The sequence below is a fragment of the Streptomyces sp. NPDC002232 genome, from assembly GCF_042890295.1.
In the GTDB taxonomy this organism is placed as follows: Bacteria; Actinomycetota; Actinomycetes; order Streptomycetales; family Streptomycetaceae; genus Streptomyces.
This window is the reverse complement of sequence record NZ_JBIARV010000003.1, coordinates 164,087-190,101: the sequence shown is the minus strand read 5'-3', so window position 1 is coordinate 190,101 and position 26,015 is coordinate 164,087. Positions and strand designations below refer to the sequence as shown.

Here is a 26,015-nt window from a genome sequence, read left to right as displayed (position 1 = left end):
GCACGGATCGGCCACGACGCGTCCTCGGCGCCCCGATCGGTCAGTGGCGGGGATCGGCCACACCCGGGCGGCGGGGAGGTCAGGGGCCGGTCGATAATGCGGTCCATGGCGAACGAGAAGCTCGGTGAGGCGCTGCGGCTCCTCGGGATCGGGGACGAGGCCCGGCGGGTCTACGTCCGGCTCCTGGACCTCGGCCCGGCGCCGCTGAGCGAGGTGGGCGGCGCGGCCGGTCTGGGCGGCGCGGCCCTGTCGGCGGCGTACGCGGAACTGGTCGACGCGGGGCTGGCGAGCCCCGCCTCGCAGGGTCCGGACCTGGTGGCGCCGGTGCCGCCGGCCGCCGGTCTGGAGATCCTCGGGCGGCACCGGGCGGCCGAGCTCGACGAGTCGCGGATCACCGTGGGCGGTGCCTTCGAGTCGTTCCGGCGGCAGCGGCTCGCCGCGTACAACGACGATCTCGTGGAGGTCGTGACCGGCGACGCCATCGGCCCCCGGAGCCGGCAGGCCTGGGCCAGCGCCCGTGAGCAGATCCGGCAGTTCGACACGCCCCCGTACACGCTCATCCCCGGCTCGACCGACGACGCGCTGGCGACGCTGGCCCGGGGGGTGACGCAGCGGGTCATCTACTCGCAGGCGTCGCTGGAGCACCCGGACAAGATGCGGACGAGCATCGAGCCGTGCGTCGAGGCGGGCGAGCAGGCCCGGGTGCTGCCGCAGCTCCCGGTGAAGCTCATGATCATCGACGACGCGTACGCGCTGGTGTCCCTGTCGATCAGGGAGGCGGACGTGCACAACACGATGCTGGTCGTGCAGCCGTGCGGGCTGCTCTCCGCGCTCATCGCCCTGTTCGAGCAGACCTGGCGGAGCGCCCTGCCGTTCCACGGCCGCACGGCCCGTCCGGCGGGCGTGCTGCCCGCCGGACTGCTGCCCTCCGACCGCCGGCTGCTGTGGCTGCTGGCGGGCGGGGCGGGCGACGACGTGATCGCCCGGGAGCTCGGGGTCAGCCGCCGCACGCTCTTCCGCCGCGTCCAGGTGCTGATGGCCCGGCTGGGCGCCACGAGCCGTTTCCAGATGGCGCTTCAGGCGCAGCGCCAGGGCTGGCTCTGAGACCCGGGCCGGGCGCCTGGCCCGGGCCATGAGACCCGGACGAGGCGCCCGGTTCTGAGACCGGGGCGAGGCGCCGGGCGCTGAGACCCGGGCCAGGCGCCAGGCTCCGGGACTCAGGCGAGGTGCTTCCGGAGGAAGGTGTGGACGAGGGCGCTGTTGTGGGCGGCCTGCTCGTTGTCCCCGGCGCCCGCGTGGCCGCCGCCGGTGTTCTCGTGGAACAGCACCCGGTGGCCGAACTCCCTCAGCCGGGCGGCGGTCTTGCGCGCGTGGCCGGGGTGCACCCGGTCGTCGCGGGTGGACGTCATCAGGAGCACCGGCGGGTAGGTCCGGTCGGCCTCGATGCGGTGGTACGGGGAGAGGGCACGCAGGTGGGCGAGGTCGGCCTCGTCGTCCGGGTCTCCGTACTCGGCGATCCAGGAGGCGCCGGCGAGGAGCTTGTGGAAGCGGGTCATGTCGAGCAGCGGGACCTGGGCGACGATCGCGCCGAACAGCTCGGGGTGACGGGTGAGCATCGCGCCCATGAGCAGGCCGCCGTTGCTGCCGCCCGAGGCGCCGAGCCGGTCCGGGGTGGTGATGCCCCGGGCGACGAGGTCGCGGGCGACGGCGGCGAAGTCCTCGAAGGCCCGGGGCCGGTCCGCGCCGAGGGCGGCCTGGTGCCAGTCCGGCCCGTACTCGCCGCCGCCCCGGATGTTCGCGATGACGTGCGTGCCGCCGCCCTCCAGCCAGGCGCGGCCGGTGACGGCGCCGTAGTAGGGGGTGAGGGACACCTCGAAGCCGCCGTAGCCGTACAGCAGGGTCGGTCCGGGGCCGGTGACGGCGTGGTCGGGGCCGATGACGAAGTACGGCACGCGGGTGCCGTCCTCGGACGTCGCGAAGTGCTGCCGGACGGTGAGTCCGGCGGTGTCGAAGCGGTCGGGGGCCTGCTTGAGGACCTCCGTGTCGCCGCCGACCTGGCCGCGGTGGAGGCTGGAGGGCTGGAGGAAGCCGGAGACGTCGAGGAAGTACTCGTCGGAGACGTCCGGGTCGGTGTCGACGACGCCGACGGCGGACAGTGGCGGGACGCCGACGAGCGGCTTCCGCGTCCAGCCGGCGCCGTCGCGGCCGGGGGTGAGGACCTCGATGTGGGTGCTGACGTCCCGCATCGTCTCCAGGATCAGGTGGTGGCGGGTCCAGGAGTGCCCGGCGAGGGCGGTCCGCTCGTCCGGGGTGAACAGCGCCTCGGCGGTGCGGTCGCCGGCGAGGAAGGCCTCGAAGTCGAAGGCGAGGAGGGAGCCGGTGGGCTGCCCGAGCCAGTCGGACTTCAGGGTGACGAGCAGGTGTCCTCGGTGGACGTGGACGAGGGCGTCCTCGGGGACGTCGACGCGCACGGTCGTGCCGTCGGGCCGCAGGAGGTGCGTCTCGCTGCGGAAGAAGTCCAGGGAGCGGCCGACGAAGTCCCGCTCGAAGCCGGGTGTGTCGTCGCGGTAGCCCCAGGCCGACACATCGGTGTCGGCGGCCTCGTAGACGAGCTCGGACTCCTCGACGGGCGTGCCGCGGTGCCAGCGGCGGACCGTGCGCGGGTAGCCGGAGTCGGTGAGCGAGCCCGGTCCGGTGTCCGTACCGACGAAGACGGTGTCCGCGTCGATCCAGCCGATGCGGGTCTTGGCCTCGGCGACCTCGAAGCCGCCCGCGACGAACTCCCCCGTGGTCAGGTCGAACTCGCGGACCACGACGGCGTCGCCGCCGTCCCGTGACAGCCGCACCAGGGCGCGGTCGTGGGCGGGGCGGCGCACCCGCGCCCCGTCCCACACCCACTTCTCGTCCTCGGCGACGGCCAGCGCGTCGATGTCGAGGAGCACCTCCCACTCGGGCGCGTCCTTGCGGTACTGCTCCAGGGTCGTGCGCCGCCACACGCCGCGCACGTGGGCGGCGTCGCGCCAGAAGTTGTAGAGGAACGCGCCGCGCCGGACGGTGTACGGGATGCGGTCCGAGGCGTCGAGCACCTCCCGGACGCGTGCCTTCAGCGGGGTGAAGCCGGCGTCTGCGGCCAGCGCCTCCGCCGTCTCGGCGTTCCGCTCGGCCACCCACGCGAGGGCGGCCTCGCCGGAGACGTCTTCGAGCCACATGTACGGGTCGTCATCGTTCACCCCCGTATTGTGCGGGACCGGGGTCAGCCCCGGTGTGCGCGGTGCAGCCGCGCGGCGAGGTGGTGCTGGAGCGGCCGGCCGACGGCGGCGAGGTCGTGGACGAAGTCGAGGGTGTCGCCGCCGGTGAGGGTGTAGCGGCGGCGGGTCGCGTCGACGCGCTTGGCGGTGGGGGCGAGGGCGACCTGCTCGGTGGCGAGGTCGACGGCCGTCCCGTCCGCGTGACCGACGGCGATCTCCGCGATGCCGGTGGGCTGGGTGATCAGGGCCTCGACCCGGCCCTCGGGCTGGAGCCGCCACCAGCCGCTCTCCCGGGCGGAGGGACGCAGCGGGGTGCCGTCCGCGTCGATCAGCCAGGCCCGCGCCTCGTAGTGCAGGAAGGGCCGCCCGTCATGGCTGAAGGTGACCTCCTGCCGGTACGTGAACTCCTCGGCGAGCGTGGGGTAGCCGCCGCGCCCGGTCCCGGTCCAGGTGCCGAGCAGCCCGGCCACCGGCGCGAGCAGCGGGTGCGGCGCGGGCGCCCGGTCGGGGCTGAGGGCGTCGGGGTAGGGGTACGCGCGGTCGCGGTCGTCCATGGGGTGTGCTCCTGGGTCGGGTTCGGTGCCGCACCGCGGGCCCGTGCGCCGGGGGCCGGGGTGCCGGACGGCAGCTTAGGCGCCCGGCGCACGGGTCCGGGGCCGCCGGACCGCGGCTCAGCCGCCCGAGGTTCGGGTGCCGCGCCGGGACGCCCGGAGTACGAGCGCGGTGGTGACGCCCGCCGCCAGGCCGACGACGAGGGCGGCCGGGATGCCGTCGCCGAGGCCGGCGGAAAAGTACGGGAGGCCCTGGTCCGAGCGCGTCCGGGTCACCGCGATCCGCAGGAGCTGGCTCGCGAGGAGACCGAGGACGGTCGCGCAGACCGCGCCGACGGCCGTCGCGGGGAGCGTGGCGCGGGTGAGGAGCCCGGGCAGGAGGCGCAGGGCCCACCAGACGACGACGAGGAGGAGGACGTCGGGGGCGCGGTACAGGAGCCAGTCGCCGAGCGGGCCGCCCTCGGGGCCCGACCAGCCGCCGAGCAGCAGCCACTGGCGCAGCAGGTCGCCCGGTTCGGACAGGAGCCCGTCAACCGGGGAGAACTCCTGGAGGGCGGCGGCGACGGACCGGTACGAGAGGACGACGAGGGACAGCGCGATCACGGCGGTCCCCGCGGTGGCGGCCAGGCGCGCGGACCGGGCCGGGACCTCGGTGCGCGGCGGTCGGCCCGTGTCCCCGGCGGTGATCCGGGCGAGGAGCACGGTCGCTCCCGCGACGACGAGCCCGACGGCCAGGGGGAGCTGCCGTCCGGAGGCGATCACGTTCGCCAGCTGGGGCAGGAAGCGGTAGCTGCCGTGCCCCGTCGAGGCGATCAGCCACGGCGCGGACACGGTGACGGCGAGGGTTCCGGCCACCGCGGCCCAGGCCCACAGGGCGAGGAACGCGGCCGTCGCCCGCCCGCGCAGCGGCGGCAGTCTGCGGATCAGGAGGAGGGCGCCGAGCACGAAGAGGACGAACACGGCGGCGAAGCGGATCTGAAGGCCGGTCGTGTACAGGGCCGTGTAGTGGTCCCGGCCGTCGTCGCCCCGGGTGTCCGGGAGGGCGCCGGAGCCCTGCGCGCCGGCGTCGAGGAAGAGCGGCGGGTCGTACGCCCAGGGGGTGAGCCACCGCCGGAGCTCGGCGAGGGCGTCGATGCCGAGCGTCCCGCCGCTTCCGGGCAGGTGCAGGGCGTCCGCGCTCGCCCCCGCCCACCAGAGCAGTGCGGTGAGCAGCAGCCCGCCGGTCAGTGCGGGTATCACCGCGCGCCGGTACGTCATGTCGTGTCCCCCGTCGTGAACGGTTCCGGTCAGCGGGACCCTAGAACACGGCGATCACGCGCGGGGCACGGTCGCACCTCGTTTCGACCCCCGCGGACGGGCCGGACATCCGTCCAGCGTCCGAGACACCGTTGACCGGACGCGTGACGGCCGCTACGTTCGCGCCATGTTGCGTACAGCCCTGCTCACCACGCGCGGTCACATCGACCTGCTGCGGGTGGCCTCCGCCGCGTGTCGCCGCGGCTGCTGACGCCCTTTCACCCGCACCACCCCCCTCTGACGCCCTGATCGCCGTGCGCGCGTGTCCGTTCCGCGCCCACGGCCGCTGAGGCGTACCTTCACCTCCCTCTCGCCCCCGGAGTCCGTCATGACGGTCGACCACGCCCCTCCCTCCTCTCCGCCCGACATATCGCCTTTGCCGGATGTCGAGTCCCTGACCCCGTCCCGGGCCCCGGGCCGTGGACCGGCCGTTCCGCGCTGGCTGCGCCGGACGGTGGTCCCGGTCCTGCTGCTCGTCCTCTGGCAGGCGAGCAGCGCCGCCGGGATCCTCCCGGCGGACGTGCTGGCCTCGCCGGGGACGATCGCCCGGGCCGCCGGGGACCTCGTCGCGGACGGGACCCTGCCGACCGCGATGGGGGTCTCGCTGCGCCGGGTCGCCGTGGGACTGCTGCTCGGCGGAGTGGTGGGGATCGCGCTCGCCCTGGTGTCCGGGCTCTCGCGGCTCGGGGAGGACCTCGTCGACGCCCCCGTACAGATGCTGCGGACCGTGCCCTGGGTCGGTCTCATCCCGCTGTTCATCATCTGGCTCGGCATCGGCGAGGCGCCCAAGGTGGCGCTGATCGCCCTCGGCGTCGCCTTCCACCTCTATCTGAACGTGTACGCCGGGATCCGCGGGGTCGACGCCCAACTCGTCGAGGCGGGCGAGTCCCTGGGGCTCGGCCGGTGGGGTCTGGTCCGGCACGTCGTCCTGCCGGGCGCGCTGCCCGGGGCGATGACCGGGCTGCGGTACTCCCTCGCCACGGCCTGGCTCGCGCTCGTCTTCGGCGAGTCGATCAACGCCGACGCCGGGATCGGCTTCCTCATGAACCAGGCACGGGAGTTCTTCCGCACGGACGTGATCGTCGTCTGCCTGGTCGTGTACGCCTTCCTCGGCCTGCTCGCCGATGCCCTCGTCCGCACTCTCGAAAGGCTGCTGCTGCAATGGCGACCGACCTTCACCGGGCAGTGACCGTCCAGGACCTCACCCGCTCCTTCGACGGGCGACCCGTCGTCGACGGGCTCGATCTCACCCTGCGTGCCGGGCAGTTCACCGCGCTCCTGGGACACAGCGGCTGCGGCAAGTCGACGCTCCTGCGGATCCTGGCGGGACTCGACAGGGAGGTGTCCGGCACGGTCCTCGTGCCGCGCCGCCGCGCCGTGGCCTTCCAGGCGCCCCGCCTCATGCCGTGGAAGAAGGTGTGGCGCAACGTCCTGCTCGGACTGCCGGGGAAGCCCGGCCGGGCGGTGGCGGAGCAGGCGCTCGCCGAGGTGGGGCTCTCCCACCGCTCCGGAGCGTGGCCGAAGACCCTCTCCGGCGGTGAGGCCCAGCGCGCCTCCCTCGCACGGGCGTTGGTACGGGATCCGGACCTGCTGCTGCTCGACGAGCCGTTCGGCGCGCTCGACGCGCTGACGCGGATCAAGGCCCAGCGGCTGGTGGCCGAGCTGTGGCAGCGGCGCGGCTGCACGGTCCTGCTCGTCACCCACGACGTCGACGAGGCCCTGCTGCTCGCGGACCGCGCCCTGGTCATGCGGGACGGGGCGATCGCGTACGACACCGCCGTCGACCTCGACCGGCCCCGCTCCCCCGGCGACCCCGCCCTCGCCGCCCTCCGCACCCGACTGCTCGCCGAACTGGGCGTGGCGGAGGGCGAGTTCGCCGGTCACGTCCCGGCCTGACCGGCGTACCCCCGGCCCCGCTCCCGCTCCCGCCCGCTGTCCCGCTTCCGCCCCCGCCACCGTTCCCGCCCCCGTTCCCACTCCCGCCCCCTCCCCCGAGGAGACCTCCATGAAGTCCTTCCGCCTGTCCGCCGCGGCCCTGCTCGTGCCGCTCGCCCTGCTCGCCTCCGCCTGCTCCGGTGCCTCCGCCGCCGGAGACACCACCTCCGACGGCAAGGGCTCCCTCGTCCTGAACGTCGGCGACCAGAAGGGCGGATCGGAAGCCCTGCTGCGCGCCGCCGGAGAACTCGACGACCTGCCGTACCGGGTGAAGTGGTCGACCTTCACCTCCGGTCCACCGCTCCTCGAAGCGGTCAACGCGAAAGCCGTCGACATCGGCTCCGTCGGCAACACCCCACCGGTCTTCGCCGCCGGCGCCGGCTCGAAGATCACCGTGGTCGCCGCGACGCACGGCGACTCCGCCGGCGAGGCGATCCTCGTCCCGAAGGACTCCCCGCTGCGCACCGCGCGGGACCTGAAGGGCAAGAGCGTCGCCGTCGCCCAGGGCAGCTCCGCCCACTTCCAGCTGATCGCCTCGCTCCGCGCGGCCGGCCTCGGGCTGTCCGACGTCCGGGTCAGCCTCCTCCAGCCGGCCGACGCCCTGGCCGCGTTCACCAGCGGCAAGGTCGACGCCTGGGCGGTCTGGGACCCGTACACCTCCCAGGTGCTGCTGAGCGGCAAGGGCCGGGTGCTGGCCGACGGCCGCGGCCTCGTCAACGGCCTCGGCTTCCAGGTGGCCGCGCCCTCGGCGCTGGCCGACCCGGAGAAGGCGAAGGCGATCGGGGACTTCGTGGAGCGGCTGCGCCGGGCCCAGGACTGGGTGTTCGGCCACCCCGAGGAGTGGGCGAAGGCCTGGGCGAAGGAGACCGGACTGCCGTACGAGGTGGCCCTCGCCGCCGTGAAGCGCAGCAACGGCACCCGCATTCCCGTCGCGCTCGACGACGCGGCGATCGCCTCCGAGCAGAAGATCGCCGACACGTTCGTGGCGCTGAAGCTCGTCCCCCGCACGTTCCGCTTCGCCGACTTCGTCGACACCCGCTTCAACAAGGACCTGCCGCCGTCCACCACGGCGGCGCGCGGCTACGGAAAGGCCTCCTGATGACCGTCCACCTGCACTGGTTCCTGCCGACCGGCGGCGACGGCCGGACCCTCGTCGACCGGCACGCCTACACGGACGGCGGGATCACCCGGAACCGGACCGTGTCCGGGGTGCGCGCCCCCGACATCGACTATCTCGTCCAGATCGCGAAGGCCGCCGAGCAGCTGGGCTTCGAGGCCGTGCTGACCCCGACCGGCACCTGGTGCGAGGACGCGTGGCTGACGACGGTGGCGCTCGCCCAGCACACCGAACGGCTGAAGTTCCTGGTGGCGTTCCGGCCGGGGGTGATCTCGCCGGTGCTCGCGGCGCAGATGGCGTCCACGTACCAGCGGATCACCCGGGGCCGTCTCCTGCTCAACGTCGTGACCGGCGGCGACTCCGCCGAGCAGCGCCGCTTCGGCGACCACCTGGACCACGACCGGCGGTACGCGCGCACGGCCGAGTTCCTCTCGGTGGTGCGGGGCGTGTGGGCCGGGCGGCCGTTCGACTTCCAGGGCGAGCACTTCCAGATCGACGGCGGGCTCACCGCCCTGCCGCCGGACCCGCTGCCCGAGGTCTTCTTCGGCGGCTCGTCCGAGGCGGCCGGTCCGGTCGCCGCGGAGCACGCGGACGTGTACCTGACCTGGGGCGAGCCGCCGTGGCAGGTGAAGGAGAAGATCGACTGGATCCGGCGGCTCGCCGAGGAGCGCGGCCGGACGGTCCGGTTCGGGATCCGGCTGCACACGATCTCGCGCGACTCGGCGCGCGAGGCCTGGGCGACCGCCGACCGGTTGCTGTCCGACCTCGACGCGGAGACCGTCGCCGCGGCGCAGGAGCTGCTCGGACGGAGCGAGTCGGTCGGCCAGCAGCGGATGCTGGCGCTGCACGGCGGGGGCTCGCTCGACCGCGACCGGCTGGAGATCTCGCCGAACCTGTGGGCGGGCGTCGGTCTGGTCCGGGGCGGGGCGGGCACCGCGCTGGTCGGCAGCCACTCCGACGTCGCCGACCGGATCGAGGAGTACCACGCCCTGGGCGTCGAGCACTTCGTCCTGTCCGGCTACCCGCACCTGGAGGAGGCGTACTGGTTCGGCGAGGGCGTGACGCCCGAACTGGCCGCGCGCGGGCTCCTCGCGTCGGCCCCGGCCTCCCCGCTGCTCGGCGTCCCGGCGGCGAACGGCCGCCCGGCCTCGGCCCCGGGCGGCGCTCCCCTGCTCGTGCCCGGCGGGCGGTAGGAGCGGGCGGCCGGGCCGGACCCGGCGTCACACTCCCGCCGTCGTCCTCGGACCCGTGCTCCGAGGACGACGGCGGCCCCGTCCCCGCGAGGTTCCGGAGGCGCGGGCACCACGGCTCCCCCGGTACCCCGTTCCCCGGCACCCCGGGTCGGATCTACGCTGCCCGGCATGAAGATCGGTGAACTGATAGGCACCGGCCGCACCGCCGACGTCTACGCCCTCGACGAGCACCGCGTGCTGCGGCGCTACCGCGACCCCTCGCACGGCGACCCGGCCTCCGAGGCCGCCGTGATGATCTACCTCGCGCGGCACGGCTATCCCGTCCCCGCCGTCCGGCCGGAGGACACCCCCGGCCCCGACAGCCTGGTCATGGAGCGGATCACCGGCCCCACCATGACCGAGGCGCTGCTCGCCGGCACGATCACCCCCGACCGGGCCGGTGAGGAGCTGGCAGGGCTGCTGAACCGTCTGCACGCCGTCCCCGCTCCGGAGACCGCGCCTCCGGGGCACCGGATCCTCCATCTCGACCTGCACCCCGAGAACGTCCTGCTGACCGGCTCCGGGCCGGTCGTGATCGACTGGAGCACGGCGGAAGTGGGACCGCCCGGCCTGGACTCGGCGATGTCGGCCCTGATCCTCGCCCAGGTGGTGGCCGGGATGGCCGTCGGGCTTCCCCCGGCCGCCCTGGAGGCGGTCCGGGAGGTCCTGGCCTCCCTGCTCCGCAACCTGGACGACCCGGCCGCGCCGCTCTTCGCGCGGGCCCGCGCCCGCAGGGCCGCCAACCCCACCCTGGGCCCCGATGAGGTCGCCCTGCTCGACGAGGCCCTGAGGATCATCGAGGCGATCCCCCGCTGAGGCGTCGGCGGGGCCCGGGAGGCCGGGAAGAACCCCGCCCCCGCCCCGGTTGGTGGAAGCGTGAACGATTTCGGGTTCGAAGCGGTCAGGTCGGTGGACGTCGTCGTCATAGGCGCCGGGCAGGCGGGGCTGTCGGCCGCCTTCCATCTGCGGCGCACCGGTCTGGAGCCGGACCGGGACTTCGTGGTGCTGGACCACTCCCCCGAACCCGGTGGCGCCTGGCAGTTCCGCTGGCCGTCCCTCACGTACGGCAAGGTCCACGGGATGCACGCGCTGCCCGGCATGGAGCTGACCGGTGCCGATCCCGCGCGCCCCTCCTCGGAGGTGATCGGCGCGTACTTCGACACGTACGAGCGGACCTTCGGCCTGCGGGTGCACCGGCCCGTGGACGTCACCGCCGTCCGGGAGGGCGAGGGCGGCCGGCTCCGGGTCGAGACCTCGGAGGGCGTCTGGGCGACGCGGGCCCTGATCAACGCGACGGGCACCTGGGACCGCCCCTTCTGGCCGCGCTACCCGGGGCAGGAGACCTTCCGGGGCCGTCAGCTGCACACCTCCGGATACCCGGGGCCCGAGGCCTTCGCCGGGCAGCGGGTGCTCGTCGTGGGCGGCGGGGCCTCCGGGACCCAGCACCTGATGGAGATCGCGGAGGTCGCCGCCGGGACGACCTGGGTGACCCGGAGCGAGCCCGTCTGGCGCGAGGGGCCGTTCGGCGAGGCCGAGGGGCGCGCGGCCGTGGCGCTGGTCGAGGAGCGGGTGCGGCGCGGGCTGCCGCCGCGGAGCGTCGTCTCGGTCACCGGGCTTCCCCTGAACGACGCGATCCGCGCGGCACGCGCGCGCGGGGTCCTGGACCGGCTGCCGATGTTCGACCGGATCACCCCGACCGGGGTGGCCTGGGACGACGGGCGGGCCGTCGACGTGGACGTCATCCTGTGGGCGACCGGCTTCCGGGCGGCGATCGACCATCTGACACCGCTGCGGCTCCGTGAGCCGGGCGGCGGCATCCGGGTGGAGGGCACGCGCGCGGTGCGGGACGAGCGCGTCCACCTCGTCGGCTACGGACCCTCGGCCTCGACGATCGGCGCCAACCGGGCCGGGCGCGCGGCGGTCTCCGGCATCCGCCGCCTGCTGGCGCGCGAACCGGTGGCGGCTCCGGCCGGCTGAGCCGTCGGGTCAGCGCTTCTCGGCGGCCCGGTTGGCGTTGAACTCGGCGACGTTCGCCTGGTGGACCGCGTAGTCGGCGGTGAAGCGGGTGTCTCCCGGGGCGACCGTGACGAAGTAGAGCCAGTCGCCGTCCGCCGGGCGGATCACCGCGTCCAGGGCCTCGTCCCCCGGGTTCCCGATGGGGGTGGGCGGCAGACCCTTGCGCGCGTACGAGTTGTACGGGCTGTCGGACCTCATGTCCTCGTGGCTCGTGTCGACCGTGCTGCGGCCGAGGCCGTAGTGGAGCGTCGAGTCCATCTGGAGCGCCATGCCCCGGGCGAGCCGGTTGTGGACGACGCGGGCCACCTTCGCCATGTCCTCGGGGTTGTCGGCCTCGGCCTGCACGATGCTGGCGGCGACGACCGTCTCGTACACGCTCAGTCCGTGGGCCCGCGCGCCCTCGGCGATCCGGGCCGTGCCGTAGTGCTTGGCCGCGGTGTCCGCCATGAAGCGCAGCAGCGCCTCCGGGGTGGTGGTGGAGAGCACGGGGTACGTCGCGGGGAACAGGTAGCCCTCGGGGTTGCCGCCGGCCGGGGCGGGCAGCGGCAGGGCGCCGGGCGTGGTGGCGGTCCGCCGCGCGGTGCCGTCGGGCAGCCGGAGGGCCCGGTCGACGGCCCGGTAGACCTGGCCGGATCGCCAGCCCTCGGGGACCAGCAGGGTGCGGGGCTGTTCGACGGCCGGTCCGTCGTGGGTGAGCAGCAGCGGGACGGCGACGCCCGCGGTCACGGTGAGGACGGCGCCGAGGAGCAGCGCGAGGCGGCCGCGGCGGGTGAGGCGGCCGCGGTGGGGCGGCGTGCCGCGCCGGGGCGGACGGGGCAGTGAGGGGCGGCGGGGTCGGCGCGGAGGCGCGTACGGGGACGACGACCGGTACGTCATGGCCGCACGCTAACCCGGGCCGTGCGCGAATCCCGGGAACCGCGCACGCGGCGGCGCCGCCGGCCCCCTGGGACGGGGGACCGACGGCGCCGGGCACTGCGATCGTCAGACGAGCCAGCCCAGGAAGTGGAGGACGCCGGCGAGCAGGTTGGTGATGACGTTCATGGTGGTGCTTCTCCTCGTGCAGGTACATCAGTGGGACGGTGCGGTCGCGGTCTGCAGCCCGTCGCTCGCACTCCGTCATCCTCCGGCGCCGTGTGGGCGCCGGGCAACGGATCCCGGCACGATCACACGTTCTGGGGAACAACCGCTCCCACGTTCGCCTGTTCGGTACGGGCGTCCCGGCGGACCAGGTCCGCGTACCGCCCGCCCTGGGCGAGCAGCTCCTCGTGGGTCCCGCGCTCGGCGATCCCGCCCGCCTCCAGGACGACGATCTGGTCGGCGTGGCGGACGGTGGAGAGCCGGTGCGCGATGGTGACGGTGGTGCGGCCCGCCGACAGGGCGTCGATGGCGCTCTGCACCGCCTGCTCCGTCCGGGTGTCGAGGGCGCTGGTGGCCTCGTCGAGGATCAGCACCGGCGGGTCGCGCAGGATGGTGCGGGCGATGGCGAGCCGCTGCTTCTCGCCGCCCGAGAAGCGGTAGCCGCGCTCGCCGACCAGGGTGTCGTACCCGTCGGGGAGCGAGGCGATGTGGTCGTGGATCTGGGCGGCGCGGGCGGCGGCCTCGATCTCCTCGTCGGTGGCGTCCGGCTTGGCGAAGCGCAGGTTGTCGGCGACGGAGGCGTGGAAGAGGTACGTCTCCTGGGAGACGACGCCGACCGCGCGGGCGAGGGTGTCGAAGTCCAGGTCGCGCACGTCGGTCCCGTCGAGGGTGACGCGGCCGCCGGTGACGTCGTACAGCCGGGGCACGAGGTAGCTGAGGGTGGACTTGCCGGAGCCGGTCGGGCCGACGACGGCCAGGCTGCCACCGGCGGGGACGGTCAGGTCGATGCCGTCCAGGGTCGGGCGGCTCTGCCCCTCGGGGTCGTAGTGGAACGCGACCTTCTCGAAGGCGACCTCGCCGCGGATCTCCGGCAGCCGGACCGGCGCCTCGGGCTCGGTGATGTCGACCGGCAGGTCGAGGTACTCGAAGATGCGCTGGAAGAGCGCGAGGGAGGTCTGCACCTGGACGCCGGTGGAGAGCAGGCTCACGGCGGGCCGGAAGAGGCCCTGCTGGAGCGAGACGAAGGCGACGAGCGTGCCCAGCGAGATCTCGGAGCCGCCCGAGCCGAGGGCGATGCCGGCGGCCCAGTAGATCAGGGCGGGCATGGCGGCCATGACGATGCCGATGGTGGACATGCGCCACCGTCCGGCCATGGAGGAGCGCACTTCGAGGTCGACGAGGCGCTCGGACTCCTCGGCGAAGGACCGGGTCAGCGAGTCGGCGCGGCCCATGGTGCGGCCGAGCAGGATGCCGCTGACCGAGAGGGACTCGGTGACGGTCGCGGCCATGGCGGCCATCTGCTTCTGCCGCTGGGTGGTGATCCTCTTGCGCTCGCGGCCGACGCGGCGGCTGATCCAGACGAAGACCGGCAGCAGGAGCAGCGAGACGAGGGTGAGCCGCCAGTCGAGGGCGAGCATGGCGACGACGGTCGCGATGACGGCCGTGAGGTTCGAGACGAGGGAGGTGGCCGTGGAGGTCACGGTCGCCTGCATGCCGCCGATGTCGTTGGCGATGCGGGACTGGACCTCGCCGGTGCGGGTGCGGGTGAAGAAGGCCAGCGGCATCCGCTGGAGCTGCTCGTAGACCCCGGTGCGCAGGTCGTGCATGACGCGCTGGCCGACCGTGGTCGAGATGAGGGTCTGGAGGACGCCGAAGACGCTGGTCAGGACGGCGGTGGCGATCATGCCGAGGGCGAGCAGGCTGAGCAGCCCGGTGCGGCCCTGGGGGATGGCGACGTCGAGGATCTCCCGGAGGAGGAAGGGCGAGGCGACCGAGACGAGCGAGGCGGCGCCGACCAGGAGGCCGACGAGCGCGAGGCGCGCGCGGTAGGGGCGGAAGAGCCGGAGGATCCGCCGCACCTGGGCGGGCTCCTGGGGCTGGCCGGAGTCGCGGGGCGGGGGCGTCCATTCGGACTGGTCGTGGGGGCGCATGGGCTCCTTCAAGGTGGACGATCGAACGGAGCATAGCTCACTGTTACCTATACTCACAATGAACCAGGTCCTGATATTGTTCCCGCATGAGCACCTCCGACCGCCCGAGCCCCTCGGACCGCCCGGGCGACACCGCCCGGCCCGGCGGCACCAGCCTCCGGAGCGGGACCGACCGGCCGGGCGGGACCGACACCGACGGCCTCCTCGCCGAGCAGCTGCTGCGCCTCACCCGGCGCCTGCACCGCATCCAGAAGCACCACCTGGAGCCGGTCGGCATCACTCCCGCGCAGTCCCGCCTGCTGCGCCTGGTCGCGCACTTCGGCGAGCCGCCCCGGATGGCCGACCTCGCGGCCCGTCTGGAGGTCGTCCCGAGGGCCGTGACCAGTCTCGTCGACGGTCTGGAGGCGGGCGACCGGGTGCGCCGCGTGCCCGACCCGAGCAACCGCCGGGTGGTGCGCATCGAGCTCACCGACACGGGCCGCGCCACGCTGCGCGAGCTGCGCAGCGCGCGCCGGGCGGCCGCAGAGGACATCCTTGCTCCATTGACCGTCGAACAGCGCGAGGTGCTCGAAGGTCTGCTGTCCGCCCTGGTCGACCCCGGCCCGGAGCGCGGCTGCTGACCCGCTGGGCACGGGGACGCGCCGAAGGGGAGTCATCAGATGCCGCTGCTCGAACCCGACCCGCGGGCCCTCCGTCCCGGTACGAAGCGGACCCCCGCCCCGGACCGCGTGCCGGAGCTCCAGGCCCGGGGCACGCCGCGGCGGCTGCGCGAGGAGCTCACCGAGCTGCTCGGGCCCGGGAAGGTCCTGTCGAAGATCTCCGACCTGGTGCGCTACGCCTCGGACGCCAGCCCGTACCGCTTCGTCCCCCAGGTCGTCGTGGTCGCCGAGGACATCGACGACATCTCCGCCGTCCTGTCGTACGCCCACGGCAAGGGCCGCGAAGTGGTCTTCCGCGCCGCCGGGACCAGCCTCAACGGTCAGGCGCAGGGCGAGGACATCCTCGTGGACGTGCGGCGCCACTGGGCGGGCGTCGAGGTCCTGGACGGCGGTGCCCGGGCCCGGATCCGGCCCGGCACCACCGTCGTGCGGGCCAATGCGGCGCTCGCCCCGCACGGCCGGGTCCTGGGCCCCGATCCGGCCAGCGCGATCGCCTGCACGGTCGGCGGCGTCGTCGCCAACAACGCCTCGGGCATGACGGCCGGCACCACCCGGAACTCCTACCGGACCGTCGCCTCCCTCACCGTCGTGCTGCCGAGCGGGACCGTGGTCGACACGGCGGACCCGGACGCCGACGCGGAGCTCGCCCGCGCCGAGCCGAGGCTCTGCGCGGAGCTGATGGCGCTGAAGGCGGAGATCGAGGCGGACGGCGAGCTGACGGCCCGGATCCGCGCCAAGTACGCCATCAAGAACACCAACGGCTACCGGCTCGACGCCTTCCTCGACGGCGACACCCCGGTGCGGATCCTGCGCGGACTGATGGTCGGCTCCGAGGGCACCTTCGGCTTCATCTCCGAGGTCGTCTTCGACACCGTCCCGCTGGACCGCGAGGTGTCCACGGCGCTGCTCTTCTTCCCCTCGCTGCCGGCCGCCGCCTCGGCCGTGCCCCTGTTCAACGAGGCCGGGGCGCTCGCCGTCGAGCTGATGGACGGCAACACGCTCCGCGCCTCGGTGAGCGTGGCCGGGGTGCCCGCCGACTGGGCGGAGCTGCCGAAGGAGACGGCGGCGCTGCTGGTCGAGTTCCGGGCCCCGGACGCCCCGGCCCTGGAGGCGTACGAGCGGGCGGCGCGCGCCGTGCTCGACGGCCTCTCCACGGTGGCCCCGGTGGCGTCCGTGGAGAACGCCTTCACCCGGGACCCGAAGCGGATCTCCGGCTACTGGAAGGCCCGCAAGGCCTTCGTGACGGCCGTCGGCGGCTCCCGCCCCTCCGGCACGACACTGATCACCGAGGACTTCGCGGTGCCGCCGGACCGTCTCGCCGAGGCCTGCGAGGCGCTGCTCGGGCTCCAGGAGCGGCACGGCTTCGACGCCGCCGTGGCCGGTCACGCGGCCCACGGCAACCTCCACTTCCTGCTCGCCTTCGACGCGGCCGACCCCGCCGACGTCCAGCGGTACGCCGCGTTCATGGACGAGTTCTGCAAGCTGACCGTGGAGCGCTTCGACGGCTCGCTGAAGGCGGAGCACGCCACCGGCCGCAACATCGCGCCCTTCCTCGAACTGGAGTGGGGCGCGCGGGCGACCGACCTAATGTGGCGGGTCAAGGAGGCCCTCGACCCGGCCGGCGTGCTCGCCCCGCGGATCGTCCTGGACCGCGACCCGCAGGCCCATCTGCGCGGCCTGAAGACGATTCCGGCCGTGGAGCGGATCGCCGACCCGTGCATCGAGTGCGGCTTCTGCGAACCGACCTGCCCCAGCCAGGACCTGACGACCACTCCGCGCCAGCGGATCGTGTTGCGCCGGGAGATGATGCGCCAGTCCGACGGCTCCCCCGTCGAGGCCCGGCTCCTCGCGTCGTACGGGTACGACGCCGTCGACACCTGCGCCGGCGACTCCACCTGCAAGCTGGCCTGCCCCGTCGGGATCGACACCGGGGCGCTCATGAAGGAGTTCCGGCACGAGCGGCACTCGCCGCGCGAGGAGCGCGTCGCCGCCCTGGCCGCCCGGAACTTCCGCGCGGTGGAGGCCTCCGCGCGGCTCGCGGTCGGCGCCGCGGACCGGATCGGCGACCGGGTCCTGGAATCGGTGACGGGTCTCGCCCGCCGGGCCGTGCGCCCCGACCTCGTCCCGGCCTGGCTGCCGGAGATCCCGGGCGCCGCGGCCCGCCGGCTCCCCCGCACCCACCGTCCCGCGGCGGTCGCCGTGTACTACCCGGCCTGTGTGAACCGGATCTTCGGAGACCCGGACGGGCACGCGGGACCCTCGCTCCCGGAGGCCGTCGTGGCGGTGTCCGCGCGAGCCGGGCGCCCGGTGTGGATCCCCGACGACGTCGCCGGGACGTGCTGCGCGACGATCTGGCACTCCAAGGGGTACGAGCGGGGCGACGAGGTGATGGCGAACCGGATCGTCGAGGCCGCCTGGGGCTGGACGGCCGGCGGGAAGCTCCCGCTCGTGGTCGACGCCTCGTCGTGCACCCTCGGGATCGCGCACGAGGTGGTGCCGTACCTCACCCGGGACAACCGCGAGCTGCACGCCGAACTGACCGTCCTCGACTCGCTGGTGTGGGCGGCCGACGAGCTGCTCCCCCGACTGGACGTGCGGCGCCGCGTCGCCTCGGCCGTGGTCCATCCGACCTGCTCCATGCGGCACCTGGGCGACGAGGACCGGCTCACCGAGCTGGCCGGCGCCTGCGCGGAGGAGGTCGTCGTGCCCGCCGACGCGGGCTGCTGCGCCTTCGCCGGCGACCGGGGCATGCTGCACCCGGAGCTGACGGCCTCGGCGACGGCCCGGGAGGCGGCCGAGGTCACGGCCCGGCCCTTCGACGCGCACCTCTCGGCCAACCGCATGTGCGAGATCGGGATGGACCGGGCGACGGGCCGGAGCTACGGATCGGTGCTCCTCGCCCTGGAGCGCGCCACCCGCCCCTGACGGTCCCGGGCGGGACGCGCGCCCCCCGCCCTGCCGGTCCCCCGAGCGGAATCACGCCATCCGCCCCTGACTATCCGTCAATCCGGCGCACCCCCCGCTGCGGACAGGCCTCCTCACCCCTACGGTGAGGAGGCCTTCGTATGTTCGGGTGATCATCCGCCGCCGGTGCGGCCGGCCGGGCGAACCGGAACAGTACAGTCCAACCACCCGTCAGCAGGGAGGTTCCATGGACGACCAGACACCGCGCCCGCCGAGCCGCCGCACGGTCCTCAGGACCGGCGCGGGAGCGGCCGGTGCCGGGCTCGGCATCGCCGCCACGAGCGGAGGGACCGCCCGGGCCGCCGAGGAATCCGCCCCCGCGCGGGCACCTCGGGAGACGGCCGTGCCGAAGCGCCGGGGCGCCACCATGGCGGGGGTTCCCTTCGAGCGGCGCACCACGGTCCGGATCGCCCTGGTCGGGCTCGGCAACCGCGGCGCCGGCATGATCGGCAACTTCCTCGCCCTCCCCTGGGTCCGGGTGGTCGCCGTCTGCGACCCGGTGCGGACGAAGGCCGAGCGGGCCTCCGCGGCGGTCGTCGCCGCCGGACAGCCCGCCCCCGCCCTGTACACCCACGGCGAGGACGACTACGAGAACCTCTGCACCCGCACCGACGTCGACTTCGTGTACGTGGCGACCCCCTGGGACACCCACTTCGCGATCGCCCGGACCGCGATGCTGAACGGCAAGCACGTCGGCGTGGAGTGCCCGGCCGCCATGGAGCTCGCCGAGCTGTGGGAGCTGGTCGACCTGTCGGAGCAGACCCGCCGCCACTGCATGCAGCTGGAGAACTGCTGCTACGGGCGGAACGAGATGCGGGTGCTGCGGATGGCGCACGCCGGGAAGTTCGGGGAGCTGCTGCACGGCGCGGGGGCGTACAACCACGACCTGCGCGGCCTGCTGTTCGACCCGAAGTACTACGAGGGACCCTGGCGCCGCCTGTGGCACACGCGGTTGCGCGGTGACCTCTACCCGAACCACGGCTTCGGTCCGGTCGCGAACTACATGGACGTCAACCGGGGCGACCGGGTGGTCAGCATCAGCAGCTTCGGGACTCCGGCGCTCGGGCTCGCCGAGTACCGCGCGGCGCACATGCCGGCCGGCGACCCGAGCTGGAAGGAGACGTACGTCGAGAGCGACCGGACGATCAGCATGGTCCGGACCGCCAGGGGCCGGCTGATCCGCCTGGAGCACGACGTCTCCACCCCGCACCCGTACAGCAGGATCAACAGCCTGGGCGGGACGCGCGGGGTCTTCGAGGACTACCCGGCGCGGATCTATCTGGAGCCGGACCACAAGGACGACGTGTGGGGCGACTTCTCGGCGTACGCGGCCGAGTTCGACCACTGGCTGTGGAAGGACCACGCGAACCCGCCGGGCGCCCACGGCGGCATGGACTACATCATGGTCTACCGCCTGATGCAGTGTCTCCAGCTCGGTCTGCCGCCGGACTTCGACGTGTACGACGCCGCCACCTGGACGGCCCCGGTTCCGCTCAGCCACGCCTCGATCAAGGCGGACGGCGCGGCACAGGAGATCCCCGACTTCACGCGCGGCGAGTGGCAGCGGGCCCGCTCGGGCGTGGACTCGGCGAAGCCCGCCTGACCTCGGTCCCCGGGTGCCCGGCCCCCGCGCAGGCGCGGGGGCCGGGCACCCGGGCCGTTCAGCAGCGCCGCAGGTCCTTCGTGAGCGTGCCCTGGACGGTCGTCAGGCTCCGGTCGTAGCAGCCGCCGGAACCGTACAGCCGGTGGCGCGTGTGCGTGGTGCCGACCGCGTGCCGCTGCTCGCGGGGTACGCCGGTGGTGTACGTGGCGTCCCCGGTGTACGTGTCGTCGAGGCGCGACCAGGAGAGCCGCCGTCCGTCGCGCAGGGCGACGGTGTCGGCGCGGTCCCCGAGGGTGAGGACCGTCCGCAGCCGGTCCCCGGCGCCGATCGTGGTCTCGCCGTCCATGGTGTACGAGCGGTCGGTGCGGGTGACGTCCCGGCCGCTGGTCACGGTCTCGCGGTCGGTCCAGCGGGCGGTGAGCGCGTCCGGGTTCTCGTCCTGGCCCCAGCGGTGGACGAGGTCGGCGGTGACGGTCCGGCTCACGGTGGTGTCGACCCTCCCGTGCGAGGTGTTCAGGTGCCCGGCGACGGTGAGCCGGTGGTGCGCCCGGGTGTCGACCCGGTGCGTCGGACCGGCGGTGTGGACGGAGGAGTCGTACGGGGCGGTCTCCTCGTGGCGGTCGAGCCCGCCGGTGACGACCCGGCTGCCCGCGTCCTGCCAGAGCAGCACGTTGGCGGGGACCGACCAGCCGCCGAGGCCGGACGGGACCCCGGCGACCGAGACCTCCACGCGGTGGGCGTTCCCGTCGTTGAGGAGGGCCGCGAAGGGCGTCAGGTCGTAGACCACCGGCTGGACGTCGAAGGCGCGCGGCCCGGGAGTGACGTACCAGAGGAAGGGGTTGGACCAGCCGCCCGTCCAGACCGTCGGGAAGGGCGCGGCGATGCCCGCGAGCCGGCCGTCGACGGAGATCCTGACCTCGCGGTGGGGCCCGTCGGCGGCCCGGCAGGAGTAGGGCGCGGTGTCCGGGACGGAGAGGTACCAGTACTCCTCGCAGCCGCCGCCCGATCCGGTGGCGTAGACCTCGGCGAGGACGCGTTCGGTGTTGCGCGGGGTGGTGAGGGTGGCGTCGGTGAGCGGCAGGACCCGGTCGGGGGTGCCGGCGGCGGGCTTCACCGGGCCCCGGGCGGTGTGGAAGGTGAGGGTGACGCGGACGTCGATGACTCCGGTGTACGTCTCGTTCACGACGTTGCCGATGAGCATCTCGACGGGCTGCGGGCGGCTGAGGGTGTCGCGGTAGCGGGTGACGTCCTTCTCGACCGACCAGGCGATGCCGTCGGGCGAGGGCTGCGGCGTGGAGGTGCGGAGGATCTCCACACCGCCCACCGCGAGGTGGCCGAGCCGGTCGTACTGACGGCCCTTCACCGTGCCCTCCAGGCGCAGGACGACCTTGTTCCAGCGGGTGCCGCACTCCTTCGGCGGGGCGTAGTCGCCCCGGTAGGGGGTGAAGTCGCGGAACCGCGCGGTGGCGAGGGTGACCTCGCAGCTGGGGGTGCCGGGGGTGGCGACGGGCGGGGCGGCGGTGACCGGGTCGTGCCAGTCGCTGGTGAACTCGGCGGGCGGCGTCGGACCGTTCGGACCGTCGGCGGCGGCCGGGTGGGCGGTGAGGAGCGCTCCGGCGGCGAGCAGCAGAGCACCGATCACGCGCGTGATCGTGAGTGATCCCATGGGGCGGAAGTGAAGCGCGGTCGTCCCTGGCGGTCCAGAGGACGATGAGCGGACATGGCGCGAACTGTTCCCCGGTGGGGAAATTCGATTGCCGCCGCGCGGCGGAATCGCGAACCTTGCACGGTTTCCCCCTCGTCCTCGGGCCCCGTCGTCGCACCCCACCGGCGCGCGGTCCTCCCGACAGACCCGGAGATCCTGGGCAGCCATGCAGATTCGAGATCTTCCCTACGCCGACCCCGGGGTCCCCGATGTCCGTTCGGGCCCCCGGTTCCTCCTCTGGCTCGGCCGTCGACAGCTCGGCGGACAGGTCAGGTCCCTCCTGTGGGGACTGCTGCACCACCTCGGCATCGCCGGACTGCCGCTCGGCGTCGGTCTGGCCGTCCAGGCGGTCGTGGACCGCGACGGCGGGCGGCTCGCGCTCGCCGGGGCCCTGCTCCTGGGCCTCGGTTCCGCCATCGCCGCGGGTGACGTGATGCTGCACCGCACCGCCGTCACCAACTGGATCACCGCCGCCGCGCGGGTGCAGCAGCTCCTGGCCCGCAAGACCGCGGAACTCGGTTCCGTCCTGACCCGGCGGGTCGCGGCGGGCGAGGTCGTCGCCGTCTCGACGGGCGACGTCGAGCGCATCGGATGGTTCGTCGAGGCGCTGTCCCGGTTCGCCGCGGCGGCCGTCACGCTGCTGGTCGTCTGTGTCGGGCTCGTCGTCTACCAGCCGGCCCTGGGGATCGTGGTCGCCGCCGGCGTCCCGGTGCTCGCGCTCGCCGTGCTGCCGCTGCTGCCCCGGGCCACCCGCCGGGCGGACGTCCAGCGCGAGAAGGCCGGCCGGGCCACCGAGCTGGCCTCGGACACGGTCGCCGGGCTCCGGGTGCTGCGCGGCATCGGCGGCGAAGAGCTCTTCCTCGGCCGCTACCGGGCCGCGTCCCAGGAGGTCCGCCGGGCCGCCGTGCACAGCGCGAGGATGTGGGCGCTGATCGCCGCGATCCAGGTCGTGCTGCCGGGCCTGCTGCTCATCGCCGTGGTGGCGTACGGCACGAGGCTCGCCCTCGACGGGCGAATCGAGGTCGGCGAACTGGTCACGGTCTACAGCGCGGTGGCCCTGACCCATCACGCCCTGCGGAACTTCGAGGAGATCGCCCAGGCCTACTCCTTCTCGCGCCCCTCCGCGCAGCGCGCCGCACGGGTCCTGGCCCTGGCCCGCGCCACGGTCCCGGCCCCGGACGCCCCGGAGCGGACGGAGCCCGGGGCGGGCGGCGACCTGTACGACCCGCTGACCGGGCTGAGCGCCCCCGCCGGCGTCCTCACCGCCGTGGTCTGCGGCGATCCCGACGCGGCCGGGCGGCTCGCGGACCGGCTCGGCGGGCACCCGGCCGAGCCGGAGGCCGGCCACATCTCGGTGCTCCTCGGCGGGGTCCCGCTCGACGAGCTGCCGCTGGCGGGCGCCCGGACCGCCGTCCTCGTCCAGGACAAGGAGCCGGTGCTCCTCTCGGGCACGCTCCGCGAGCTGCTCGACGTGCCCGCGTCGGGGGCGGTCCGCGCCGAGGAGGCGCTCGCCGCCGCCCGGTGCGACGACGTCCTCGACGCCCTGGCGCAGGCCTCGGTCGGCACCGGCGGCGACCCGATGCGCACCCGCATCACCGAGCGCGGCCGGTCGCTCTCCGGCGGCCAGCGGCAGCGGCTCGCGCTGGCCCGGTCGCTGGTCGCCGACCCGGAGGTGCTCGTCCTCGACGAGCCGACGTCCGCGGTCGACGCGCACACCGAGGCCGCCGTCGCCGCCGGGCTCGCGGAGCTGCGCCGGGGCAGGACCACCGTGGTCCTCGCCTCCTCGCCGCTGCTCCTGGACCGCGCCGACCGGGTCGTCCTCGTCGACGGGGGCCGGGCCGTCGCCGTCGGCACCCATCGCGAGCTGCTCGCGGGCGAGCCCCGCTACCGCGCGGTGGTCACCCGCGAGACGGACGAGGAGCTCGCCACGGCCGGCGGCGGTGCCGTCGTCGTACGCGAAGCACGGGAAGGGGAATCGGCATGATCGGCCTGGCACCACCGGCGTACGACCCGGCGGCCCCGAAGACGGCGACGACGCTGCCCGTCGCCGGGTCCGCCACCGTCCGCGGCTACGTCCGCGCGCTGCTGCGGCGGCACCGCCGGGCGTTCGCGCTGCTCATCGGGGTGAACGCGGTCGCCGTCATCGCCTCGATGGCCGGCCCGTACCTGCTCGGGTCGGTGGTGGACGGTCTCGCGGACGGGGCCCGCGACCTCCACCTGGAGCGCACGGTCGCGCTGTTCGCGGGCGCGCTGCTCGTCCAGACCGTGTTCACCCGGCTGGTCCGGCTGCGCGGGGCGATGCTCGGCGAGAGATGCTCGCGGACCTGCGCGAGGACTTCCTGGTGCGCGCGGTCGGCCTGCCGCCGGGCGTCCTGGAGCGGGCCGGGACGGGTGATCTGCTCTCCCGGATCACCACGGACGTCGACCGGCTCGCGAACGCGATGCGCGAGGCCGTGCCCCAGCTGGCGGTCGGCGTCGTCTGGGCGGGGCTGCTGCTCGGCGGGCTCGCGCTGACCGCGCCGCCGCTCGCGCTCGCCGCCCTGCTCGCGGCGCCGGTGCTGATCGTGGGCGGCCGGTGGTACTTCAAGCGGGCGCCGTCGGCGTACCGCTCGGAGTCGGCGGGGTACGCGGCGGTGGCCGCGGCGCTCGCCGAGACCGTCGACGCGGGCCGTACGGTCGAGGCGCACCGCCTCGGCGCGCGGCGGATCGCGCTGTCGGACCGGCGGATCTCCGAGTGGGTCGCGTGGGAGCGGTACACGCTCTTCCTGCGGTCGGTGCTCTTCCCCGTCGTCAACCTCACCCATACGACGGTGCTGTGCGCGGTCCTCCTGCTGGGCGGGGTGTTCGTGCTCCGGGGCTGGATCGACGTGGGGCAGCTGACGACGGGCGCGCTGCTGTCGCAGATGCTCGTGGACCCGATCGGGATCGTGCTGCGCTGGTACGACGAGCTCCAGGTCGCGCAGGTGTCGCTGGCCCGCCTCGTCGGCGTCCGTGACATCGAGCCGGACGCGGGAGACCGGGAGGTGCGGCCGGAGGGCCGGGCGGTGCGGGCCGACGAGGTCCGCTTCGGCTACCGGGAGGGCTCCGACGTGCTGCACGAGGTGTCGCTGGACGTGGCGCCGGGCACCCGGCTCGCCCTGGTCGGCCCGTCCGGCGCGGGCAAGTCCACCCTGGGCCGGCTCCTCGCGGGGATCTACGCCCCGAGGACGGGCTCGGTCACCCTGGGCGCCGCCGAGCTGGCCCGGATGCCCGCCGAGCGGGTCCGCGAGCACGTGGCCCTGGTCAACCAGGAGCACCACGTCTTCGTGGGCTCGCTCCGCGACAACCTGCTCCTCGCCAGGAGCGGGGCCACCGACGCCGACCTGTGGGCGGCGCTCGCGGCCGTCGACGCGGAGGACTGGGCCCGGGGGCTCGACGCCGGGCTGGCCACCGAGGTCGGTTCGGGCGGCCGGGCGCTGACCCCGGCGCAGGCCCAGCAGATCGCGCTGGCCCGGCTCGTCCTCGCGGACCCGCACACCCTGGTCCTGGACGAGGCGACGTCCCTGCTCGACCCGCGCGCGGCCCGGCACCTGGAGCGCTCGCTGGGCCGGGTCCTGGAGGGCCGCACGGTCGTGGCCATCGCGCACCGGCTGCACACCGCGCACGACGCCGATCTGATCGCGGTGGTCGAGGCGGGCCGGATCAGCGAGCTCGGCAGCCACGAGGAGCTGGTGGCGGCGGACGGCGCCTACGCGGCCCTGTGGCGCTCCTGGCACGGCTGACGCACGACGCAGGGGCCCGCGGAACCGGTGGCGCACCGGTTCCGCGGGCCCCTCCGGGGCCGGCGGCCTAGGTCTAGAAGAAGCCGAGGGCCGAGGCCCCGCCGACCCCGCCCAGGAGCATGAAGGCGGGCATCAGGACCTTGAGCTCGACCCAGCTGCCGGCCCGGAAGCGCATGCCCTTGGGCGGGCCCACGGGGTACCAGCGCTTGCGGCCGACGGGGAGGGGCCACAGGATCGGGCAGCCCGAGACGGTCAGGGCGTCGCCGATGTCGTGCACGAGGGCGCCGAGGACGATCGGCAGGCCCAGCCACAGGTACTCCTGACCCGGCTCCGTGAAGAACCAGTCGGCGCCGTTGCCGGGCTGATCGAGGACGCCCGCGAGGATCCAGGCGCTGGTGGCGCCGAGGAGCCAGACCAGGATGTCGCTGGACACCCGGGCGGCCCGCCAGAGCAGGCCCTCCACGGCGAGGACCAGATGGACGAAGAGGATCGCGAGGACGGCCCAGCGGCCGCCGGTGACGGCCGCGACGGACGCCCCCGCGCCTATCAGGACGGCCCAGAGCCAGGTGTGGGTGAGGGTGCGGTGCCCGCCGGACCTGCGGGGGTCGGCGGTGGAGCGGGTGGCCTTGTAGACGGCGTACGACAGCTTGTCGACGATCTCGCAGAGGCCCTTGGAGACGGGCCCGAAGGCGCGGGAGATGGTCGCCGACTTGTGGTCGAGGTCGGGCGCCAGGGCCGCGCCCGCGCAGATGAGCGCGCCGACCACGAGAACCGGCCAGGGCATCGGGCGGTCGTAGGCGGCGGCCGCCGCCCCGACGCCCAGCCAGGCCGCCGCTCCGGACAGCGAGTGCGCCGGTCCCATCATGGTTGGCCCGCCCCGTTTCTCCCCTGCCGGCGCCGAGTTGACGACCGGTCGACGG

19 protein-coding genes and 1 pseudogene are annotated in these 26,015 nt (G+C 74.5%); 13 read left to right on the top strand and 7 right to left on the bottom strand.

Going from position 1 to position 26,015, the window contains the following annotated elements:
- Positions 1–105 precede the first annotated feature (105 nt).
- Entirely contained in the window at positions 106–1,104 is a 999-nt protein-coding gene (locus tag ACFYXU_RS13490) for a LuxR family transcriptional regulator (protein ID WP_361401221.1), read from the top strand.
- Positions 1,105–1,217: 113 nt separating this feature from the next.
- On the opposite strand, the gene ACFYXU_RS13485 is transcribed toward ACFYXU_RS13490, so the two are convergent.
- The 3 genes from ACFYXU_RS13485 to ACFYXU_RS13475 form a co-directional block, all read right to left on the bottom strand.
- Positions 1,218–3,209 (bottom strand): prolyl oligopeptidase family protein, encoded by a 1,992-nt coding sequence (locus tag ACFYXU_RS13485; RefSeq protein WP_389409062.1) that lies wholly within the window; start codon positions 3,207–3,209, stop codon positions 1,218–1,220.
- A 44-nt stretch (positions 3,210–3,253) separates the two neighbouring features.
- On the bottom strand, positions 3,254–3,802 hold the full coding sequence (locus ACFYXU_RS13480; protein WP_376509614.1) for an FABP family protein: 549 nt from the start codon (positions 3,800–3,802) through the stop codon (positions 3,254–3,256).
- Between the two features lie 117 nt (positions 3,803–3,919).
- Positions 3,920–5,056, bottom strand: a complete 1,137-nt coding sequence (locus ACFYXU_RS13475) for a hypothetical protein (RefSeq protein ID WP_389408995.1) — start codon at positions 5,054–5,056, stop codon at positions 3,920–3,922.
- Positions 5,057–5,222: 166 nt separating this feature from the next.
- On the opposite strand from ACFYXU_RS13475, the gene ACFYXU_RS13470 reads away from it, so the two are divergent.
- The 7 genes from ACFYXU_RS13470 (at position 5,223) to ACFYXU_RS13440 (ending at position 11,356) form a co-directional block, all read left to right on the top strand.
- Positions 5,223–5,306 carry a putative leader peptide gene (locus ACFYXU_RS13470; RefSeq protein WP_351816447.1) on the top strand — a complete coding sequence of 28 codons (84 nt, stop codon included), beginning with the start codon at positions 5,223–5,225 and terminating at the stop codon, positions 5,304–5,306.
- A gap of 117 nt (positions 5,307–5,423) precedes the next feature.
- A complete protein-coding gene (locus ACFYXU_RS13465) occupies positions 5,424–6,284 on the top strand; it encodes an ABC transporter permease (RefSeq protein WP_389457721.1) in 861 nt (286 codons plus the stop codon).
- Complete coding sequence (locus ACFYXU_RS13460; RefSeq protein ID WP_389408993.1) at positions 6,257–6,991, top strand: ABC transporter ATP-binding protein; 735 nt, start codon at positions 6,257–6,259, stop codon at positions 6,989–6,991. The genes ACFYXU_RS13465 and ACFYXU_RS13460 overlap by 28 nt, the downstream gene beginning before the upstream one ends.
- A 109-nt stretch (positions 6,992–7,100) precedes the next feature.
- Complete coding sequence (locus tag ACFYXU_RS13455; RefSeq protein WP_376509606.1) at positions 7,101–8,129, top strand: ABC transporter substrate-binding protein; 1,029 nt, start codon at positions 7,101–7,103, stop codon at positions 8,127–8,129.
- Positions 8,129–9,340, top strand: a complete 1,212-nt coding sequence (locus ACFYXU_RS13450) for an LLM class flavin-dependent oxidoreductase (protein ID WP_389408992.1) — start codon at positions 8,129–8,131, stop codon at positions 9,338–9,340. Before ACFYXU_RS13455 ends, ACFYXU_RS13450 begins: the two co-directional genes overlap by 1 nt.
- A gap of 168 nt (positions 9,341–9,508) precedes the next feature.
- Positions 9,509–10,195, top strand: coding sequence for a phosphotransferase (locus ACFYXU_RS13445; RefSeq protein ID WP_389408991.1), 687 nt, complete (start codon positions 9,509–9,511; stop codon positions 10,193–10,195).
- Between the two features lie 60 nt (positions 10,196–10,255).
- Positions 10,256–11,356 (top strand): NAD(P)-binding domain-containing protein, encoded by a 1,101-nt coding sequence (locus ACFYXU_RS13440; RefSeq protein ID WP_361401194.1) that lies wholly within the window; start codon positions 10,256–10,258, stop codon positions 11,354–11,356.
- A gap of 9 nt (positions 11,357–11,365) precedes the next feature.
- Here ACFYXU_RS13440 and mltG read toward each other — a convergent pair whose 3' ends face one another.
- Both mltG and ACFYXU_RS13430 read right to left on the bottom strand, forming a co-directional pair.
- A complete protein-coding gene (gene mltG / locus ACFYXU_RS13435; protein ID WP_376509598.1) occupies positions 11,366–12,271 on the bottom strand; it encodes an endolytic transglycosylase MltG in 906 nt (301 codons plus the stop codon).
- A gap of 287 nt (positions 12,272–12,558) precedes the next feature.
- Positions 12,559–14,403 carry an ABC transporter ATP-binding protein gene (locus ACFYXU_RS13430; protein WP_376509596.1) on the bottom strand — a complete coding sequence of 615 codons (1,845 nt, stop codon included), beginning with the start codon at positions 14,401–14,403 and terminating at the stop codon, positions 12,559–12,561.
- Positions 14,404–14,489: 86 nt separating this feature from the next.
- Between ACFYXU_RS13430 and ACFYXU_RS13425 the strand changes: the two genes are divergently transcribed.
- From ACFYXU_RS13425 to ACFYXU_RS13415, 3 genes are all read left to right on the top strand, one after another.
- Positions 14,490–15,023 carry a MarR family winged helix-turn-helix transcriptional regulator gene (locus ACFYXU_RS13425; RefSeq protein WP_376509594.1) on the top strand — a complete coding sequence of 178 codons (534 nt, stop codon included), beginning with the start codon at positions 14,490–14,492 and terminating at the stop codon, positions 15,021–15,023.
- Positions 15,024–15,062: 39 nt separating this feature from the next.
- Complete coding sequence (locus ACFYXU_RS13420; RefSeq protein ID WP_376509592.1) at positions 15,063–17,987, top strand: FAD-binding and (Fe-S)-binding domain-containing protein; 2,925 nt, start codon at positions 15,063–15,065, stop codon at positions 17,985–17,987.
- Between the two features lie 226 nt (positions 17,988–18,213).
- Positions 18,214–19,629: a Gfo/Idh/MocA family protein gene (locus ACFYXU_RS13415; RefSeq protein WP_376509590.1), complete on the top strand. Its 1,416-nt coding sequence runs from the start codon at positions 18,214–18,216 to the stop codon at positions 19,627–19,629.
- 58 nt (positions 19,630–19,687) lie between these two features.
- On the opposite strand, the gene ACFYXU_RS13410 is transcribed toward ACFYXU_RS13415, so the two are convergent.
- Positions 19,688–21,295: a peptide-N4-asparagine amidase gene (locus ACFYXU_RS13410; RefSeq protein ID WP_389408988.1), complete on the bottom strand. Its 1,608-nt coding sequence runs from the start codon at positions 21,293–21,295 to the stop codon at positions 19,688–19,690.
- Positions 21,296–21,500: 205 nt separating this feature from the next.
- Between ACFYXU_RS13410 and ACFYXU_RS13405 the strand changes: the two genes are divergently transcribed.
- The gene (locus ACFYXU_RS13405; RefSeq protein WP_389408987.1) at positions 21,501–23,318 is read left to right on the top strand and encodes an ABC transporter transmembrane domain-containing protein; all 1,818 of its coding nucleotides are present in this window, start codon (positions 21,501–21,503) and stop codon (positions 23,316–23,318) included.
- Positions 23,315–25,095, top strand: a pseudogene (locus ACFYXU_RS13400) (ABC transporter ATP-binding protein). Before ACFYXU_RS13405 ends, ACFYXU_RS13400 begins: the two are co-directional and overlap by 4 nt.
- Before the next feature lie 73 nt (positions 25,096–25,168).
- Here ACFYXU_RS13400 and ACFYXU_RS13395 read toward each other — a convergent pair.
- The gene (locus ACFYXU_RS13395; RefSeq protein ID WP_376509582.1) at positions 25,169–25,960 is read right to left on the bottom strand and encodes a metal-dependent hydrolase; all 792 of its coding nucleotides are present in this window, start codon (positions 25,958–25,960) and stop codon (positions 25,169–25,171) included.
- Positions 25,961–26,015 lie beyond the last annotated feature (55 nt).